Here is a 16894-nt window from a genome sequence, read left to right as displayed (position 1 = left end):
TGTGAGAGGTCGGCGGGTAAGTGCCCGCCTCCTACTCGATCCATGGGGAGCAGCTTACGGCTCACAGCGGATAGTTATTGGCTTACCGCTGTCAGATTCATGATCTGAGGCTGTAAGCTGACAGCTGTAGGCGGACAGCAGACCACCCAGACCACCAGACATCCCTGCTATTGCGAAATCAGGGCATTCAGCATAAAATAGAACTATATGAGAGAAGTACCGGTTGACGGCGATTCTCCAGTCCTCTGGAGATGCTTTCGATTGGGCTTGTCCGGAATTTAAGGATAGGAGTTGTGTGTATGAAGAAAATTATTTTAACCGGTGACCGTCCTACTGGCCGCCTGCATGTGGGCCATTATGTGGGATCTCTTCGCGAAAGGGTGGCTCTCCAGAACTCCGGAAAATTTGATGAAGTATATATTGAAATTGCCGATGCCCAGGCATTGACGGACAATGCGGATAACCCGGAAAAGGTTCGCAAGAATGTGCTGCAGGTGGCGCTGGACTACCTCTCTGTAGGTATTGATCCGGAAAAATCCTGCATATTCATCCAGTCCCTGGTGCCGGCGCTGCCGGAACTGACCATGTACTATATGAACCTGGTTACCGTAGCAAGGTTGGAACGGAATCCTACGGTAAAAGCAGAAATCCAGCAGAAGCATTTCGAGGCCAGTATTCCGGCGGGATTCCTGTGCTACCCGGTGAGCCAGGCCGCCGATATTACGGGCTTCATGGCCACCACTGTTCCTACGGGGGAAGACCAGGAACCTATGCTGGAACAGACAAGGGAAATTGTCCGGAAGTTCAATGAAATTTACGGGGAAACCCTGGTGGAACCGGAGATTGTCCTTTCTTCCAACAAGGCCAGCCTCCGCCTGCCCGGCACCGATGGGAAGGCTAAGATGAGCAAATCCCTGGGCAACTGCATTTATCTGTCCGATGAACCGGAGGACATTGAGAAGAAAATCATGTCCATGTACACCGATCCCACACACCTTAGGAAAGACGATCCAGGCCACGTGGAAGGAAATCCCGTATTTACCTATCTCGACGCTTTCTGCAGGGATGAATACTTTGCAGAATTCCTTCCGGAATACAAGAATCTGGATGAACTGAAGGCCCATTACACCCGGGGCGGCCTGGGGGATGTGAAGGTGAAACGGTTCCTGAATAAGGTGATGCAGGCAGAACTGGCTCCTATCCGGGAACGGCGCCATGCATGGGAAAAACGGCTTCCCGTTGTGGCGGATATCCTGGAGGCAGGCACAAAGAAAGCAGCCGCCAAGGCTGATGAAACCCTGCAGAAGGTCAGGAAAGCCATGAGGATCAACTATTTTGAAGATGGAAACCTGTTGAAATAAGGATGTCAATGAAAAGACTGTGGAGAAATCTGCAGTCTTTTTTGTTGGCTGGGGGATGGTTATCCGCCGTCTGCTATCCGTTATCCGCTTACTGCTAACGGCTTACAGTCAATGGCTGACAGCTATCAGCTTACAGCTTACAGCTTACAGATATTGGGGAATAGCTTGATTTGCGGATAGTTTTCTTTTTCAGCAGCGGTAGGCCGTCAGCCGCCAGGTGTCAACTGCAAGCTTATAGCTGTCAGCCATCATCTACACTCCATAACTCCGAATAATATCCGGCAGATTCCAACGCAACCTATAGCATACAATGCAATAATAAAAATAATCATAACATATAATGACATAAATAAAAATATATGCTATGATTTATATATAAATTGGTTTATATCATAAAAAGGAGATGACTATGAGAAAAACGATCCGGACCATAAAAGACCCATTTCTTGCGTTTCTGAAATCTGAAGCCAGCGGTGGCGTGATTCTTCTGATCTGTGCCCTGGCAGCCGTTATACTTGCCAATTCCCCTTTAGGGGAAGAATACGACCATTTCCTTCATACCCCGCTATCCTTGGGATACGGAGCCTTTTCCCTGGAAATGGGGCTGGTCCATTGGATCAATGATGGTCTCATGGCGGTGTTTTTCTTCCTGGTGGGTCTGGAAATCAAGCGGGAGTTTCTTTTTGGAGAGCTGAAAACTCCGTCAGCCATGGTACTGCCCGTATTCGGTGCCCTGGGGGGCATGGTGGTGCCGGCCATCCTTTACAGCATCGTGAACTGGGGAAGCCCCACCATGGGAGGATGGGGAATCCCCATGGCCACGGACATTGCCTTTGCCCTGGGCATTATGACCATGGCTGCCGGGAGCGCGCCCCTGGGACTGGTGGTATTTCTCACGGCCTTGGCCATTGTGGATGACCTGGGAGCTATCATTGTGATTGCCCTTTTTTACAGCAGCCAGATGGAATGGGCAGCCCTGGCAGCGGGACTCGTCGCCTTAGCGGTGCCTTTCCTCATGGGCCGGCTTAAGGTGAAATGGTTTCCGGCTTACCTGGTCTGCGGACTTTTCGGATGGTATTTCTTCCTGAAGGCCGGTATCCATCCCACCATTGCCGGCGTGGTCCTGGGCTTTTCCATCCCCGCTCGGGAAGATCCGAAAACATCCATGCTCCATGAATGGGAAGAACGGCTGGAACCCTGGTCTTCTTACCTCATTATGCCGGTATTTGCCCTGGCCAATGCGGGTGTGGCTATTTCCCTGGGAGCCCTGGATTTCACATCGCCCCTTCTTTGGGGTATCGGCGCCGGGCTGGTACTGGGAAAACCGCTGGGCATCTTTGGTTCCGTATTCCTGATCCATAAAATCACAGGCATATCACTTCCCGGTGGGGCTCGTCCGGGAGAATTGGCGGCAGCAGGCATGCTGGGAGGCATCGGATTTACCATGTCCATATTCATCGCTTCCATCGCTTTCACGGACCCTGGCCTCTTGAACCTGGCGAAATTTTCCATCCTTCTCTCTTCCACGGTGTCCGCAGTTCTGGGAACGGTGGTGTTCAAACTGGGAGCAAGGTGAGGTCGGGATTGATGGCGAGTTTGAGGGGCAGGGAGTGCGAAAAATAGCTAAAATCTGACTATTTACTCATTCTTTCAAGAGAGTTCAAAAGGTTCCTTGGAATTTGGCTGTGCTAATCTTGCAGGTTCAAAGGGAGATGCAGGGGATTCGCCGCAAATTGTACGGAGCGCGGTTTCTTTGTGTGAAGAGGAATCATGGGACGATTTAATATCAGCTCCGTATTTTTCTCCTTGAACCTGACATGCGAGCTTGCGAGACCGGTGGAATCTTTCTGAACCTTTGAACCCTGTGGACTTGAACCCTCCGCTTTTAAACACAGAAAAAAAACGGGACCATGATTTTTCATGGTCCCGTTTTTTTCCAGCTCTGAATCAGTTTTTTCGAGAAAGGTCCAGAGAACGGATCTGCTGGCGCAGGGGGAGGACAGAGTAAGGGGCTACGGAGAATTCATCCACTCCCATTTTAAGGAATGTCTCGGTAACGGAAAGATCGGAACCCAGTTCGCCGCACATGCCTACCCAGATGCCTTCTTTATGGGCATTTTCCACGGTCATCCGGATCAGTTTCAATACAGCCGGGTGATGGGGGTTAAAGAAATCGGAGAGCACCCGGCTCGTTCTGTCTACGACCAGGGTGTACTGGGACAGATCGTTGGTGCCGATGGAGAAGAAGTCCACTTCTTTCGCCAGCTTGTCGCTGATGAGAGCCGCTGCCGGTGTTTCGATCATGATGCCCGTTTCCATATGGTGATCGTAGGCAATGCCCTTCTTGTCCAGTTCCCGTTTCACTTCATCCAGGATTTCTTTTGCTTTCCACACTTCCCAGACAGAGGTGATGAGGGGGAACATAATAGCTGCTTTGCCAAAGGCGCTGGCCCGGAGGATGGCCCGGAGCTGGGTCTTGAAGATTTCCGGCCGTTTCAGGGAAATGCGGATGCCCCGAAGGCCGAGGGCTGGGTTTTCTTCTTTTGGAAGGTGGAAGGCAGAGGCCTCTTTGTCGGCGCCGATATCCAGGGTACGGATGATGACCCGTTTGCCTGCCATGGTTTCCAGTGCCAGTTTGTAAATGTTGAACTGTTCTTCTTCGCTGGGCAGTGTATCCCGGCCCATGTAAATGAATTCGCTGCGGAAGAGGCCGATGCCTTCGGCATCATTTTTCAGGACTGCTGCCAGGTCGGAGGCAGAGGATACGTTGGCTGCCACTTCTACCCGGTGGCCATCCTTCGTTTCACTGGGAAGGCCCTTCAGCTGCTGGAGAAGGTCCTTCAGCCGGATGCTCTGGTCCTGTTTCTCTTTCATCACAGAAAGAATGCCCGGTGTGGGGTCCAGGTATACGGTACCAGAGAAACCATCGATGACAGCCGTCTTTCCGTCGTAGGAGTCATCCACGTCGGATCCTGTGGCCACGATGGCCGGTACACCCAGCGCCCTGGCCAGGATGGCGGTGTGGGAGGTGGGGGTGCCTTCTTTCGTCACAAATCCCAGAATCTTTGTGGTATCCATCTGGATGGTCTCGCTTGGGGTGAGGTCATCAGCGTAGAGAATGCAGGGTTCATCCTGGGCAAAGAGTGCCTTTTTTTGACGGAGTGTGCGGAGCAGGATCCGGGCGATTTCCTGAACGTCGGCAATATGGGCCTGCATGTAGGCGTCGGAGTCGGCGCTGTAAATACGGGTGAAATTCTGCTCAGCCTGGGATACGGCGTATTCAGCGTTGATACCCTGGCTGCGGATCATGGACCGCACAGAATCGATGAATTCCGAGTCCGCCAGCATCTGCTGGTATACTTTGAAAATGGAAGCGTTATCGAGGCCCACGTGGCTGATGGCTTCCTGATAGAACTGCTTCATTTTGGCTCCCGCCGTATTTCTGGCGGAATCGAAACGGGCTACTTCGGTTTCCGGCCTTTCTACCTTCATTTCCGGAATATCCGGTTCCTTCCAGCGGAATATACGGAGTGGTCCGATGGTGACCATTCCGGAAATGCTTTTTCCTGTAATTTTTTCCATAACTATTGTCCTTTCTTATGGGAGAAAAAATCAGTCTTCGATTCCCTTTCTTCCCATGACGCCCTTATCAAAGTAGTGGCGGATTTTTTTCATTTCTGTAATAAGGTCTGCCTTGTCCAGAATAAGCTGGGGGGCATTGCGGCCGGTGAATACCAGCTCCACCTCCGGCCTGCGGGCCGCAAGGATTCTCTTCGTGTCTTCATCACTGGCCAGGTCATACCAGCAGGCCATATTGTACTCATCCAGAATCACCACGTCGTAGGGACCGGATACCGCTTTTACCGCTTCGTCGATACCCTTTTGGATCATCCGGTGATACTCTTCCGGCGGGTGGCCGGCAGGGTAAACCACCAGCTTATCGCCCCAGGCTTTGATTTCTTCTTCCGAAAGCATACCTTCCTTGGCGATGAAATAAGGTTTTCCTAACGTAATCAATGTAATGCCCGGCAGTTCTTTCAGCACTTTCTGCTCTGCATAGGCAAGGGATTTCATGAACTGGATAATGCATACTTTTTTTCCGGCCCCAATGGCGCGGATAGCCAGTCCGATGGCAGCGGTGGTCTTTCCTTTACCATCGCCCGTGTAAACTTCTATATATCCTTTCATGGAGGCCTCCTTTCTTTGATCCTAATATTCATAAATTATATAGATTTTCTTATTATCTATAACTACAAGTATATTATACAATACCCAGGAAAGGGAGGGGTAGCGGGGGTATATCATTTACGCGCCGCCGAAACCATTCCACTATGTAAGGAGAATGATAACGCAGCATTGCAAAAAATCCTTATGAAATCTGACTCTGCGAATTAATCAGTGCTTCCCCGGATTCGCTTTAGCATGCCATCACTTTTCTCTTCCACGACTTTTTACCATCCCTGAGGCAGTAAAAAATGGTCGGCTTTGGAGCCGACCATTTTGCTTACAGACATTTATTCTTGAAACAATGACGTTTCTTATACATCCGGTGGAGTACATATCCACAGACAAGAAGACCCAGAAGAACGAGGAACCGGGTGCCGTGTTCGGAGAAGTAAATGAGATCATGGCCAAGCCACACTTCTACGATGACCGATGGGATTTTCCCAATGAGCGTAGCTTTCAGATGTTCCCGGCAGGTGAGTTTGCTCAGTACAGCGATAGCGGTGAAGAGAATATTGGGGGAGTAGGGGATAGCCCTTGCCAGGGCCATATTCTTCACACAGCTGTACTTATCCAGCTTTGTGAGCATATGCTTTTTCTCAATGATGGCACGGGCCTGTTTGCGGAAGAAAATACGGCCGATATGAAAGCTGATTTCAATGCCGATCACTTCGCCGATCCAGGAAATGATAATGCCCGGAATGAGTCCGAACAGGGCACCATTTACAGTGAGGAAGGGGATAGTAGGTATGCCAAATACATTGCAGAAGATAAGGAGGCCAATGCTCACCAGAAAAGCACCATATCCAAAAAAGGAAATATAGTCTGCCAGCCCATCCACATCACCGGCCATGGTCAGATGGATCGTATGATAATAGAACTCCGGGTAGTAAGTACGGACTACATAAACGGATATGATGGCAGCAATGATCAGGATCACAAAGCCTATGATCTTTTTACATTTGTCAATCATATAGTATCCTTTTCGCCGTCCGCCAGGGAATTGAGGAATCCTGCCGCCATGGAACGGCGCATGGGCAGATCATTTTTTTCGAAATAACCGGGAATGGGGAACAGGGGAACGGGAAATTTCAGAATCTGATTTCCGGAACCCTGTCGTTTCTATATGTGAAACGATATCATTGTATAGGAATAGTCAAGATTTTGCAAACTTTTACTTTTAGCCTTATACATTATAATACAGTTTGCAGGCTTTTTCCAATTTATATAGTTATCTATGAAATGGGGAAACAACGATAAAATCGAAGGATTATGCGATTCGTTCCCATTAGGAAAAGAGAAGAGTTAAACGGAAGGGACTGGGCTCTGTCCTGCGGCAATGGTAAGATTGAGGTCGAGACCGAGATCGAGGTGCGCCAGTTCGGCGTACATAGTATAGCCGTGGTGCAAGTCCATGACCCAGCAAAGCTTAGCAGGCAGCTGGTACCTAGTCTTGGGATTGCAATCGTGAGGTTGCAGTCTAAGCGTAGACAGGGGAGCACAAGAGCCGTAATGCAAAGCGGTGACTCCGTGAGTGTGAAGCTTATTCAGCCCCGTAACGATGAAGAGTGGCAGTCGATTCTCTCTCGATGGACGCAGACTGTAATGCATGGTTCGTTAAGCGAGAAACATGCAGGTGCCACCGGGGTCCAAGGGCATGGCGAGTGTGCAAGATACTATGTATGTACCTGGGAGACCTGCCGAGGTCCGCAAGGTATGGGAATTGAATCCTACGAAGAGGAGAGACCCAAATACTTCGGCAGGAGTCGGACTGTTCCATAGTAGTAAGGAAGTCTGTGAAAGCGGATGGAGCGAAGGGAACAGCAAATAGTTGTGCTTATTGTGCAGAACATTCAGACACAAGAGGTTGCAAAAGAATGCCAAAACATGTACAAGAGATTAGATTCCTATCAGCAGGCCACGAAAGAGTGGAAGGGCTGATGCATCGAGTCAATGCAGAAACACTGTATGCGGCCCATCTCAAACAGAGAAAAGGCAAGGCTACAGGAGTTGATGGAGTCAGTAGGGAAGATTATGACAGGAATGTCACGGAAAACATCAGTAAACTGGTGGAATCCATGAAGAAATTCCAGTACAGGCCCAAACCAGTAAAGAGGGTATATATACCAAAAGGAAATGGCAAACGCCGTCCATTGGGAATACCGGCTTATGAAGACAGGCTGGTACAGTATGTCATGGCTTACTTACTGGAAGCCGTTTACGAGCCAAGATTTCTGGACTGTTCCTTTGGATTCAGACCGAAACGGAGTGCTCATGACGTAATCCGTGTGATTGACCGGGCCATTATGCGAGGAAACGTGAACTGGGTATTGGAAGCAGACATCAAAGGATTCTTTGACAACGTGGACCAAAAGCAGCTCATGGAATTCCTGAGCCGAGACATAGCCGACAAGAATTTTCTGCGGTACACCGTCAGATTTCTTAAAAGCGGGATTATGGAAGAAGGCAAATATTATGAGAGCGATAAAGGAACGCCGCAGGGCGGGCTTATATCGCCCATACTGGCCAACGTATATCTGCACTACGTGCTGGATACCTGGATGATGGAGACTGTAAAGCCTCGTATGAAAGGTGAAATGTACTATGTCAGATATGCAGATGATTTTCTCGTTCTCTTCGAATACGAAGAGGATGCACGAAAGGTCTATGATGTGTTGGGAAAGAGACTGGACAGATATAGCCTTGAGCTTGCTAAAGACAAGACACGGATACTGCCCATTGGGAGAAATAGCGAGGGAGGCAAGGAATTTGACTTTCTTGGCTTCACGTTCTATGACACTCGGACTCGGACCGGAACATACCGACTTGGCGTGCGCTCTAGCAAGAAGAAACTGAAAACAAAGAAGAAGAATGTCAAGGAATGGCTGAAAGCAAATATGCATATGCCAGTACACGAAATGGTGGACCATCTCAATGCAAAGCTCAGAGGGCACTACAGTTATTACGGTGTTAATGGAAACTATGAAGGAATATCCGGCTTTGTACGGTTTACCAAGTACATGACACATAAATATCTGAATAAGAGAAGCCAACGTAAGAGCTTAGGATGGGAAAAGTTTCGCGAAATATGGGCGGAACATGTATCCCCTCCAAGAATCATGGTGCAGATATGGAATTGAAAAGACTATTTGAAGAGCCGTATGCGGGAAAACCGCACGTACGGTTCCGTGAGGGGCGGACAGAGAAATCTGATTCCGTCTACTCGACGCGATAAGCGGCTCCGCCGCAGGCTGTCCAACTTTGCTGGCAGCTGGAAGCCCATCAGTATGGTCGCACTTATCCATCCGGCACCTGGCCCGGATAGCCTGTCCCGCTCAAGGCTCAAAGCTCAAAGCTCAAGGCTCAAGGCCCATCTGTTCGCACGCCACTAAGTCACACATCCCCTGGACACGGCCGATTCCCTGCAAGCTGTCAGCTGTAAGCGGATAGCAGTAAGCCCGCCCCTGTCCCACTGTCCCACCAACCCACCAACTCACCAACTCACTAATTCACCAAATCACCAACATACCAACTCACCATCCTGCCATCCCCCTCTTGCATTTCCTTCCATGACCTGCTATCATAATTTCATACTATGAAAAGCAAAGATGGGAAGAAGCTGTGGAATTGATTCCAGAGAGCCGCCGGCTGGTGGGAAGGCGGTATATAAGGAAACAGCAGGTCACCCCGGAGCTGGCAGAAATGTCCGTGGCGCACGTTATCCGCAAATGAGAGATCATTGTAATGATTAATTAGGTGGTACCGCGGAAGCACTCTTTCGTCCTATGTGGATGGAGGAGATTTTTTATTTTTAGGAGTGAATAGTATGGCAGACACGAATGACCTTGGGAAATATGATCCCAGTGCGATTGAACAGAAATGGTACAAATTCTGGGAAGACAATGATGTATTCCACGATGAACCGGACCCCACGAAGAAACCTTACAGCATCGTCCTTCCGCCGCCGAATGTGACGGGACAGCTGCACATGGGCCACGCCCTGGACAATACTCTCCAGGATATCCTCATCCGGTACAAGAGAATGCAGGGATATAATGTCCTCTGGCTCCCAGGCAAGGACCATGCCGGTATTGCTACCCAGGTAAAGGTAGAAAAGCAGATTGCTGAAGAAGGGCTCACAAAGTATGACCTGGGCCGTGAAAAATTTCTGGAACGGGTATGGCAGTGGAAGGAAAAATACGGCAACCGCATCGGCCTTCAGATTCGCCGTCTCGGCTCTTCCTGTGACTGGAAGAGAGAACGGTTCACCATGGACGACGTATGCGCACGGGCTGTGCGGGAAGTCTTCGTTTCCCTCTATGAAAAGGGACTCATTTACCAGGGCTTCCGTATTACGAACTGGTGCCCCCGCTGCCAGACGGCCCTTTCTGATATCGAAGTAGAACATGAGGATGAAGTAGGCCATCTCTGGTATTTCAATTACCCCATTGTTGGTGAGGATGGCTACATCCAGATTGCCACCACTCGCCCGGAAACTATCCCCGGCGATACCGCAGTAGCGGTGAACCCGAAGGATAAGCGCTATGCCCATCTCGTAGGCAAGATGGTGAAGCTGCCCACCACGGACAGGGAAATCCCCATCATCGCCGACGACTACGTAGATATGGAATACGGCACAGGCTGCGTGAAAATCACCCCGGCCCATGACCCCAACGACTTCGAAGTGGGCCAGCGCCACGATCTGCCCACCATCGTCATCATGAACAAAGATGGCACCATGAATGAAAAGGCAGGTAAGTACAATGGTATGGACCGCTATGAAGCTCGGAAAGCCATCATCGAAGATTTCAAGAAAGCAGGACTTCTCGTAAAGATTGAAGAAACGAAGCATGCCGTAGGCCACTGCTCCCGCTGCAAGACCGTCGTAGAACCGATGACCACGAAACAGTGGTTCGTGAAGATGAAACCTCTTGCCGGTCCGGCCATGGATGCCGTCACTTCCGGCAAGACAAAGTTCGTACCGGAACGGTTCTCCAAGACCTACATCCAGTGGCTCTCCAACATTCACGACTGGTGCATTTCCCGCCAGCTCTGGTGGGGCCACCGTATTCCTGTATGGTACTGCGATGACTGCGGCGCCGTTTCCGCATCCCGCACGGATCTTACGGAATGCCCGAAGTGCCACAGCAAGCACATCCACCAGGACCCGGACGTACTGGATACCTGGTTCTCCTCTGCCCTCTGGCCATTCTCTACTATGGGCTGGCCGGACCAGACTCCGGTGCTGAAACAGTGGTACCCGACGTCCACCATGGTCACCGGCTACGATATCATTTTCTTCTGGGTAGCCCGCATGATGTTCATGTCTATGGAATTCATGCATGAAATTCCATTCAGGTACGTATTCATCCATGGCCTCGTCCGGGATTCCCAGGGCCGCAAGATGAGTAAATCCCTGGGCAACGGCATTGATCCGCTTGAAGTTATCGACAAGTACGGCGCCGATGCCCTTCGGTTCACTCTGGTTACCGGCAATACCCCTGGCAACGACATGCGTTTCTACTATGAAAAGGTAGAAGGAAACCGGAACTTCGCCAATAAGATCTGGAATGCCACCAAGTTTACCCTTATGAACTTGGATGACTATGATAAAGACTTCGTTCCCACCGCTGACCAGTACACACTGGCAGACAAGTGGATCCTTGACCGCCTCGCTGCCACCGAAGACTACGTAAGCACGAACCTTGACAAGTACGAACTGGGTGAAGCAGCTGACTCCATCTACAATTTTGCTTGGAACTACTTCTGCGACTGGTACATTGAAACCGCCAAGACCCGTCTCTATGGCGAGCACAATACAGACCGCAAGGTGACCCAGTACGTTCTCGTGTACACTCTCACCCGGATGCTGGCCCTGCTACACCCATTCATGCCATTCATTACAGAACACCTCTGGCAGCACCTGCCCCATGAAGGCAAAATTCTGGCAAGAGCTCCCTGGCCTGTGGCCGATGACAACCTCCGGTTCCCGAAGGAAGCAGAACAGTTCGAACGGATCATGGACTCCATCAAGGCTGTCCGCAACATGCGGGCCGAAGCCAACGTAGCACCGAACAAAATGTGCCACATTGACGTGGCTATTCTCCGGGACGATCTGAAAGAAGCCATCGAATCTCATAAGGAATACTACGAAAAACTGGGCCACGTAGAAACTATCCACCTCCTGGACGAAGGGGCTGCGAAACCGGAAAATGCCCTGACCACCGTAGTCACCGGCATGGAAGTATACCTGGAACTGAAGGGCCTCATCGATACAGAAAAAGAAACAAAGCGCATCGAAAAAGACAAGGCTTCCCTGGAAAAAGAAATTGCCCGGACCTCCGGAAAACTGAACAACAAAGGCTTCCTCGCCAAAGCGCCGGAAGCGGTCGTTCAGAAAGAAAAGGATAAACTGGCAGAATTCGAAGAAAAGATGAAATCTCTGGACGAACGCCTGAAATTCCTCCAGCAGCTGTAATAGAAAGTGGCTGAGGGGGAGCGGGCCTGAACCCCTGAAGGTCTGGATCCCCGGGGCCTCAGGCCCTACTCCCCTTGATCTCATCTGCACATACGCTATCTCATATTCAAAGGAGAAACTATGAATTACGAAGAATCAGTAGCCTGGCTCGAACAGGCAGCTTCCTTTGGCATAAAACCGGGACTGGAACGGATTAAAGCCATGCTCGAAAAGCTGGGACATCCCGAGACCGCCTACAAAGTGGTCCACGTCACCGGGACAAACGGCAAAGGCAGCGTTACCGCCATGATCACCAGCGTACTGGAAAATGCCACGCTTCGGGTGGGACGTTATGTCTCTCCCCACCTTGTGGACTACACAGAACGGATCTACGTCTGCGGCCATGACATTTCCCGGGAAGACTTTGCCAAAACGGCCACTGTGGTCCGTGAGGCAGCGGAGGCAGTGGTGGCTGATGGCGTGGAAGCGCCCACGGAATTTGAACTCCTCACGGCCATGGCTTTCTGGTATTTCAAAGAACAGAAAGTGGACTATGCTGTCATGGAAGTGGGGATGGGAGGACTGTACGACTCCACCAACGTCATTATCCCCGTGGTCTCCATTATCACCAATGTGGCCATGGATCACATGAAGTACCTGGGCAATACACTCCAGGAAATCGCGCACCAGAAGGCGGGAATCATCAAAGAAGGAATTCCTGTTGTCACAGCGGCCCAGCAGGGTGGCCTGAAACAGCTGAAAAAAGAGGCCCACGAGAAAAAATCCCGTATTTATTTCTACGGCCGGGATTTTGAAATCGACTCCCGCAGCAGATGGCACCAGGGCCAGGTCATTACAATCAAAAGGAAGGACGTGCCCAAGGACCTGGAAAAGGGCATTCTCTATGTTCCTTTTGTAGGTGCCCACCAGGCCGTGAATGCTGCGGTGGCTGCCATGGCCCTTACGGTTATCATGAAGCAGGATGACCGGGTCAATGAAAACGACCTCCGGGAGGGCCTGGCACGTACCCGCTGGCAGGGACGCTTCGAAATCCACACCATCCGCGGCGTTACCTACGTCATGGACGGGGCGCATAACCCTGCCGGTGCCGAAGCTCTTTCAGAAGCCCTGGAAGAACAGTATCCGAAGAAACGGCGGATTTTCGTCTTCACTTCCCTGGCCGATAAGGATACCCAGACCGTAATCCAGCTCCTCATCCGTAAGGGAGACATGGTCTTTGCCTGCCCTGCGCCCACACCGAGGACAAGAAAGCCGGAAGACATCGGCAAACTCATCGTAGAGCAGCACATTGCGGTAGACTTCAAACCGGAAAGCACGGTGAGAGAAGCTCTGGAAGATGCCACGAAGGCAGCCGGAGAAAATGATATTGTTCTCATCTGCGGATCTCTTTACATACTGGGCGATGCCATCCGGTATATTGAAGAAAAAGAAATGGAAGCAGCAGAAGCTGAAAAAACAGGGGAAGGGGAAAAGAAATAATCCTTCCTCCCTATACAAGAAAACCGGGAAAGAATTTTCTTTCCCGGTTTTTCTTGATATATATCAATTCTATTTTTTCATTCCTATGCTATGATAAGGGTAAAGAGGAATTTACATAAACTCATTATTGGATGAAATTAAATTATAGAATCTATTTCCGAGAGAGAGGGGCTATGTTATAATAGCGGTAGTGGGAATAAAATATACAGTATTTTGACAATAAATATACTCTTTTTGATACACTTCTAGAATCCCGGTATTGACCGGATCCTGCCACTTCCTCCGGGAAGCCTGGCCTGTTACGAAGGAGGAACTGCTTATGATTTCTGAACACGAAATATTTCTGACTGACCCTGCTGAAAAAGCAAAGGTCGTCGAATTTCTGAAAACCTTTGACCTTACATTTACGGGAAACATTGACTACACCATGGGGCTCTACGATGATGGTCAGCTCATAGGTACCGGTTCCCTTGGCGGAAGGGTGATGCGGGATATCGCCATCCGCAAAGATTACCAGAAGAAGGGGCTCACCCGCCGCATTATCCGGAATCTTCAGGGTGAATCGAACCGCCGGGGGATTACGGGAAACCAGATTTTCACGAAACCAAAGAACGTGCCGGTTTTTGAACACATGGGATTTAAATGTGTGGCAGTGGCGGAACCATACGCAGCCCTGCTGGAACGGGGTACAGATACTCTGGAGGATTATCTGGGACGGGTACGGGCTATCCTGGGTACCGGAGAAGGTAAGAACCGGGGCGCCATCGTTATGAACTGCAATCCCTTTACATTGGGCCATCGGAGCCTTGTAGAATATGCTCACAACAATTGCGACGAAGTTATTATTTTCGCTGTCCAGGAAGATCGGTCCATATTCCCATTCTCTGACCGTTTCTCTCTCATAAAACAGGGGGTTCGTGACATGAAGGGAGTTGAAGTCATCAGCGGTGGCGATTTCATCATTTCCAACGCCACATTCCCTACCTACTTCATTAAAGGCACCGATGAACTGGCAGCCCAGACAAAACTGGACGCCACAGTCTTTGCCACCCGCATTGCGCCAGCCCTGAATATTACGGTCCGCTTTGTAGGCGAAGAACCGACCGACAAGACTACCATGGCCTACAACAATGCCATGCGGGAAGTGTTTGCAGCCAACGGCATTGAGCTGAAGGAAATCCCTCGGGAACAGAAGGGGAACCAGATTGTCTCCGCCTCCACCGTCCGTAAGGCCCTGGCGGAAGACGACTGGGAGACCGTGTACCGCATGGTTCCGAAGACCACCCTCATTTACCTGAAGAGCCCCGCCGGCCAGGAAGTAATCCGCAAGATCAAGATGACCGAAGCTTTCAAGAAAATGGAAGCCGAAGAAAAGGCGAAAGAAGCAGCCGCAGCAGCGGAAGCAATGAAGAAGAAATAAGGACGTAAAACAGCCCCCGACCAAATTCGGTCGGGGGCTGTTTTGATGGTGCGCCCAGCATGGGTGCACTCTTGAGGGTGAAAGTCCCTAGACTGCCCGACAGCGGGAAGGTCATAGCCGAACACCAAGGGTGTCCATCGTGAGGTGGAATCTGAAGGAAGGTGCAGGCAAATCTCCGGTCCGATGTACAAGAATCACATAAGGCTACGGCAGGATGGATAAGGTTGCCATACAAACTGAAGTCCCATAGCTGTACGGAATCCTGTAGAGTAAATGTGGCGGATATATGGAGAGAAAGAGTGCGTTCTTACCTGGGGAGGTCTCACGGACACAGCAGAATAAGGCTGTATTTATTGGGCTGTGCTGTGGTTGAAATAAGATTTGTCGTGAGAAGTCAGCAGAAGCCATAGTACCAGATGACCTATAGATATCTGGGAAGGGCCGAACTTTAGGAGATGTTAGTCAATGAAAGTAACCAACCATGGGCTTAAAGGCAGACAACTTCAGAAAGAAGATTACTGGCAGAAAGCAGCTGCGGAACAGCAGGGATATGCCGGAGTGCCCATCCATGTGGGGATTGCTGAACACAACAACATCATTGCAGACTTGCCAACGGACAGTCTCCTTAAGCGGATTTTATCCCGTGACAACATGAATGCTGCCTACAGGAAAGTGAAATCCAACAAAGGGGCAGGCGGAGTCGACAGGATGAGTGTAGATGAACTTCTACCGTATCTTAGCGAGCACCGCTTGGACCTGCTTGAGGAGATAGTGGCAGGGGAATATACCCCTGAACCGGTCCGCAGGGTAGAAATACCCAAGGCAGAAAAAGGCAAATTTCGTAAGTTGGGAATACCGACGGTAGTAGACAGGGTAGTGCAACAGGCCATAGCCCAAGTACTTATGCCTATCTATGAGCCGCAATTCTCAGATTCCAGTTTGGGATTTCGTCCAAAGCGGGGAGCCCATGATGCCTTAAGACAATGCCAAAAGTATGCGGAGGAAGGATATGTCTATGCGGTAAGCATGGATCTTGAGAAATTCTTTGACACGGTGTGCCAAAGCAAGCTCATCGAGATTCTTTCGCGTACTGTAAAAGATGGCAGAGACATCTCGCTCATACATAAATTTCTCAATGCAGGCGTAATGTCTCACGGGATATTTGAAAAGAGTGAGAAAGGCGTACCACAAGGAGGACCACTCAGCCCTCTACTTGCGAATGTCATGCTGAATGAACTGGACAAGGAACTGGAAAAGCGGGGGCATAAGTTTGTGCGCTACGCAGACGACTGCATGATACTGTGTAAAAGCAGGAAAAGTGCAGAAAGAACCTTAGTCCACATCATCCCGTTCATTGAAGGGAAGCTGTTCCTCAAAGTGAACAGGGAGAAAACCAGCGTGGAATCCATATCCAAGGTAAAATATCTGGGATACGGATTCTATCGCAAGAAAGGAAAATGCCACTTCAGAGTACATCCGAAGGCCAAGAGCAAACTGAAAGAAAACCTGAGGGCTATTACCAACCGCAATAAAGCGATTAGTAATGAAATGCGCCCAGTAAGGTTCAATCAGATAGCCAAAGGATGGGTGAACTACTTTAAGTTGGCAGATATGACAGGAATGCTTCGTGAGATGGATGAATGGGTGAGAAGGCGAATACGAGCCATCTACTGGACACAGTGGAAAAAGGTCAGGACAAAGTACCGAATGATACGGCAATACAAAATACCGGAATGGAAGGTACACGAACTGGCCAACTGCCGAAAAGGGACATGGAGGGCGGCACTTATGCTGAACCAAATCCTTAGCAATAAAGAAATAGCCCGCCAGGGATATGTGTCCCTAACGAGCTACTATAAGCAAGTATGCGAAAACTAGAGAACCGCCGTATACCGAACGGTACGTACGGTGGTGTGAGAGGTCGGCGGGTAA

At 50.1% G+C, this 16894-nt stretch carries 10 protein-coding genes; 7 read left to right on the top strand and 3 right to left on the bottom strand.

The window, feature by feature from the left end:
- The first annotated feature begins 299 nt into the window (after positions 1-299).
- Positions 300-1361 (top strand): tryptophan--tRNA ligase, encoded by a 1062-nt coding sequence (gene trpS / locus ACFWUL_RS07060; RefSeq protein WP_416176820.1) that lies wholly within the window; start codon positions 300-302, stop codon positions 1359-1361.
- A gap of 409 nt (positions 1362-1770) precedes the next feature.
- Positions 1771-2937, top strand: a complete 1167-nt coding sequence (nhaA, locus tag ACFWUL_RS07055) for a Na+/H+ antiporter NhaA (RefSeq protein WP_416176819.1) — start codon at positions 1771-1773, stop codon at positions 2935-2937.
- A 371-nt stretch (positions 2938-3308) separates the two neighbouring features.
- Here nhaA and ptsP read toward each other — a convergent pair whose 3' ends face one another.
- The 3 genes from ptsP to ACFWUL_RS07040 form a co-directional block, all read right to left on the bottom strand.
- Positions 3309-4943, bottom strand: coding sequence for a phosphoenolpyruvate--protein phosphotransferase (ptsP, locus tag ACFWUL_RS07050; protein WP_416176818.1), 1635 nt, complete (start codon positions 4941-4943; stop codon positions 3309-3311).
- A 30-nt stretch (positions 4944-4973) separates the two neighbouring features.
- Positions 4974-5549: a cob(I)yrinic acid a,c-diamide adenosyltransferase gene (locus ACFWUL_RS07045; protein ID WP_297023747.1), complete on the bottom strand. Its 576-nt coding sequence runs from the start codon at positions 5547-5549 to the stop codon at positions 4974-4976.
- Between the two features lie 316 nt (positions 5550-5865).
- Positions 5866-6558: a TVP38/TMEM64 family protein gene (locus tag ACFWUL_RS07040; RefSeq protein ID WP_416176817.1), complete on the bottom strand. Its 693-nt coding sequence runs from the start codon at positions 6556-6558 to the stop codon at positions 5866-5868.
- Between the two features lie 904 nt (positions 6559-7462).
- On the opposite strand from ACFWUL_RS07040, the gene ltrA (ACFWUL_RS07035) reads away from it, so the two are divergent.
- The 5 genes from ltrA (ACFWUL_RS07035) to ltrA (ACFWUL_RS07015) all read left to right on the top strand — a co-directional run bounded on the left by ltrA (ACFWUL_RS07035) (position 7463) and on the right by ltrA (ACFWUL_RS07015) (position 16840).
- On the top strand, positions 7463-8725 hold the full coding sequence (ltrA, locus tag ACFWUL_RS07035; RefSeq protein WP_416176787.1) for a group II intron reverse transcriptase/maturase: 1263 nt from the start codon (positions 7463-7465) through the stop codon (positions 8723-8725).
- A 686-nt stretch (positions 8726-9411) separates the two neighbouring features.
- Positions 9412-12063, top strand: a complete 2652-nt coding sequence (locus ACFWUL_RS07030) for a valine--tRNA ligase (RefSeq protein WP_297021699.1) — start codon at positions 9412-9414, stop codon at positions 12061-12063.
- 120 nt (positions 12064-12183) lie between these two features.
- The gene (locus ACFWUL_RS07025; protein ID WP_416176816.1) at positions 12184-13542 is read left to right on the top strand and encodes a bifunctional folylpolyglutamate synthase/dihydrofolate synthase; all 1359 of its coding nucleotides are present in this window, start codon (positions 12184-12186) and stop codon (positions 13540-13542) included.
- A gap of 319 nt (positions 13543-13861) precedes the next feature.
- Positions 13862-14962 carry a [citrate (pro-3S)-lyase] ligase gene (gene citC, locus ACFWUL_RS07020; protein WP_297021695.1) on the top strand — a complete coding sequence of 367 codons (1101 nt, stop codon included), beginning with the start codon at positions 13862-13864 and terminating at the stop codon, positions 14960-14962.
- Between the two features lie 465 nt (positions 14963-15427).
- Positions 15428-16840, top strand: a complete 1413-nt coding sequence (gene ltrA, locus ACFWUL_RS07015) for a group II intron reverse transcriptase/maturase (protein WP_416176815.1) — start codon at positions 15428-15430, stop codon at positions 16838-16840.
- Positions 16841-16894: the final 54 nt, after the last annotated feature.

It is taken from the genome of Dialister sp. (assembly GCF_047832375.1).
Classification (GTDB): Bacteria; Bacillota; Negativicutes; order Veillonellales; family Dialisteraceae; genus Dialister.
This window is presented reverse-complemented; position numbering and strand designations above follow the sequence as displayed.

What these genes read in the sequence shown, in the direction of transcription:
- trpS (WP_416176820.1), top strand. Translation starts at nt 300, where the DNA reads ATGAAGAAAATTATTTTAACCGGTGACCGTCCTACTGGCCGCCTGCAT.
- nhaA (WP_416176819.1), top strand. Translation starts at nt 1,771, where the DNA reads ATGAGAAAAACGATCCGGACCATAAAAGACCCATTTCTTGCGTTTCTG.
- ptsP (WP_416176818.1), bottom strand. Translation starts at nt 4,943, where the DNA reads ATGGAAAAAATTACAGGAAAAAGCATTTCCGGAATGGTCACCATCGGA.
- ACFWUL_RS07045 (WP_297023747.1), bottom strand. Translation starts at nt 5,549, where the DNA reads ATGAAAGGATATATAGAAGTTTACACGGGCGATGGTAAAGGAAAGACC.
- ACFWUL_RS07040 (WP_416176817.1), bottom strand. Translation starts at nt 6,558, where the DNA reads ATGATTGACAAATGTAAAAAGATCATAGGCTTTGTGATCCTGATCATT.
- ltrA (WP_416176787.1), top strand. Translation starts at nt 7,463, where the DNA reads ATGCCAAAACATGTACAAGAGATTAGATTCCTATCAGCAGGCCACGAA.
- ACFWUL_RS07030 (WP_297021699.1), top strand. Translation starts at nt 9,412, where the DNA reads ATGGCAGACACGAATGACCTTGGGAAATATGATCCCAGTGCGATTGAA.
- ACFWUL_RS07025 (WP_416176816.1), top strand. Translation starts at nt 12,184, where the DNA reads ATGAATTACGAAGAATCAGTAGCCTGGCTCGAACAGGCAGCTTCCTTT.
- citC (WP_297021695.1), top strand. Translation starts at nt 13,862, where the DNA reads ATGATTTCTGAACACGAAATATTTCTGACTGACCCTGCTGAAAAAGCA.
- ltrA (WP_416176815.1), top strand. Translation starts at nt 15,428, where the DNA reads ATGAAAGTAACCAACCATGGGCTTAAAGGCAGACAACTTCAGAAAGAA.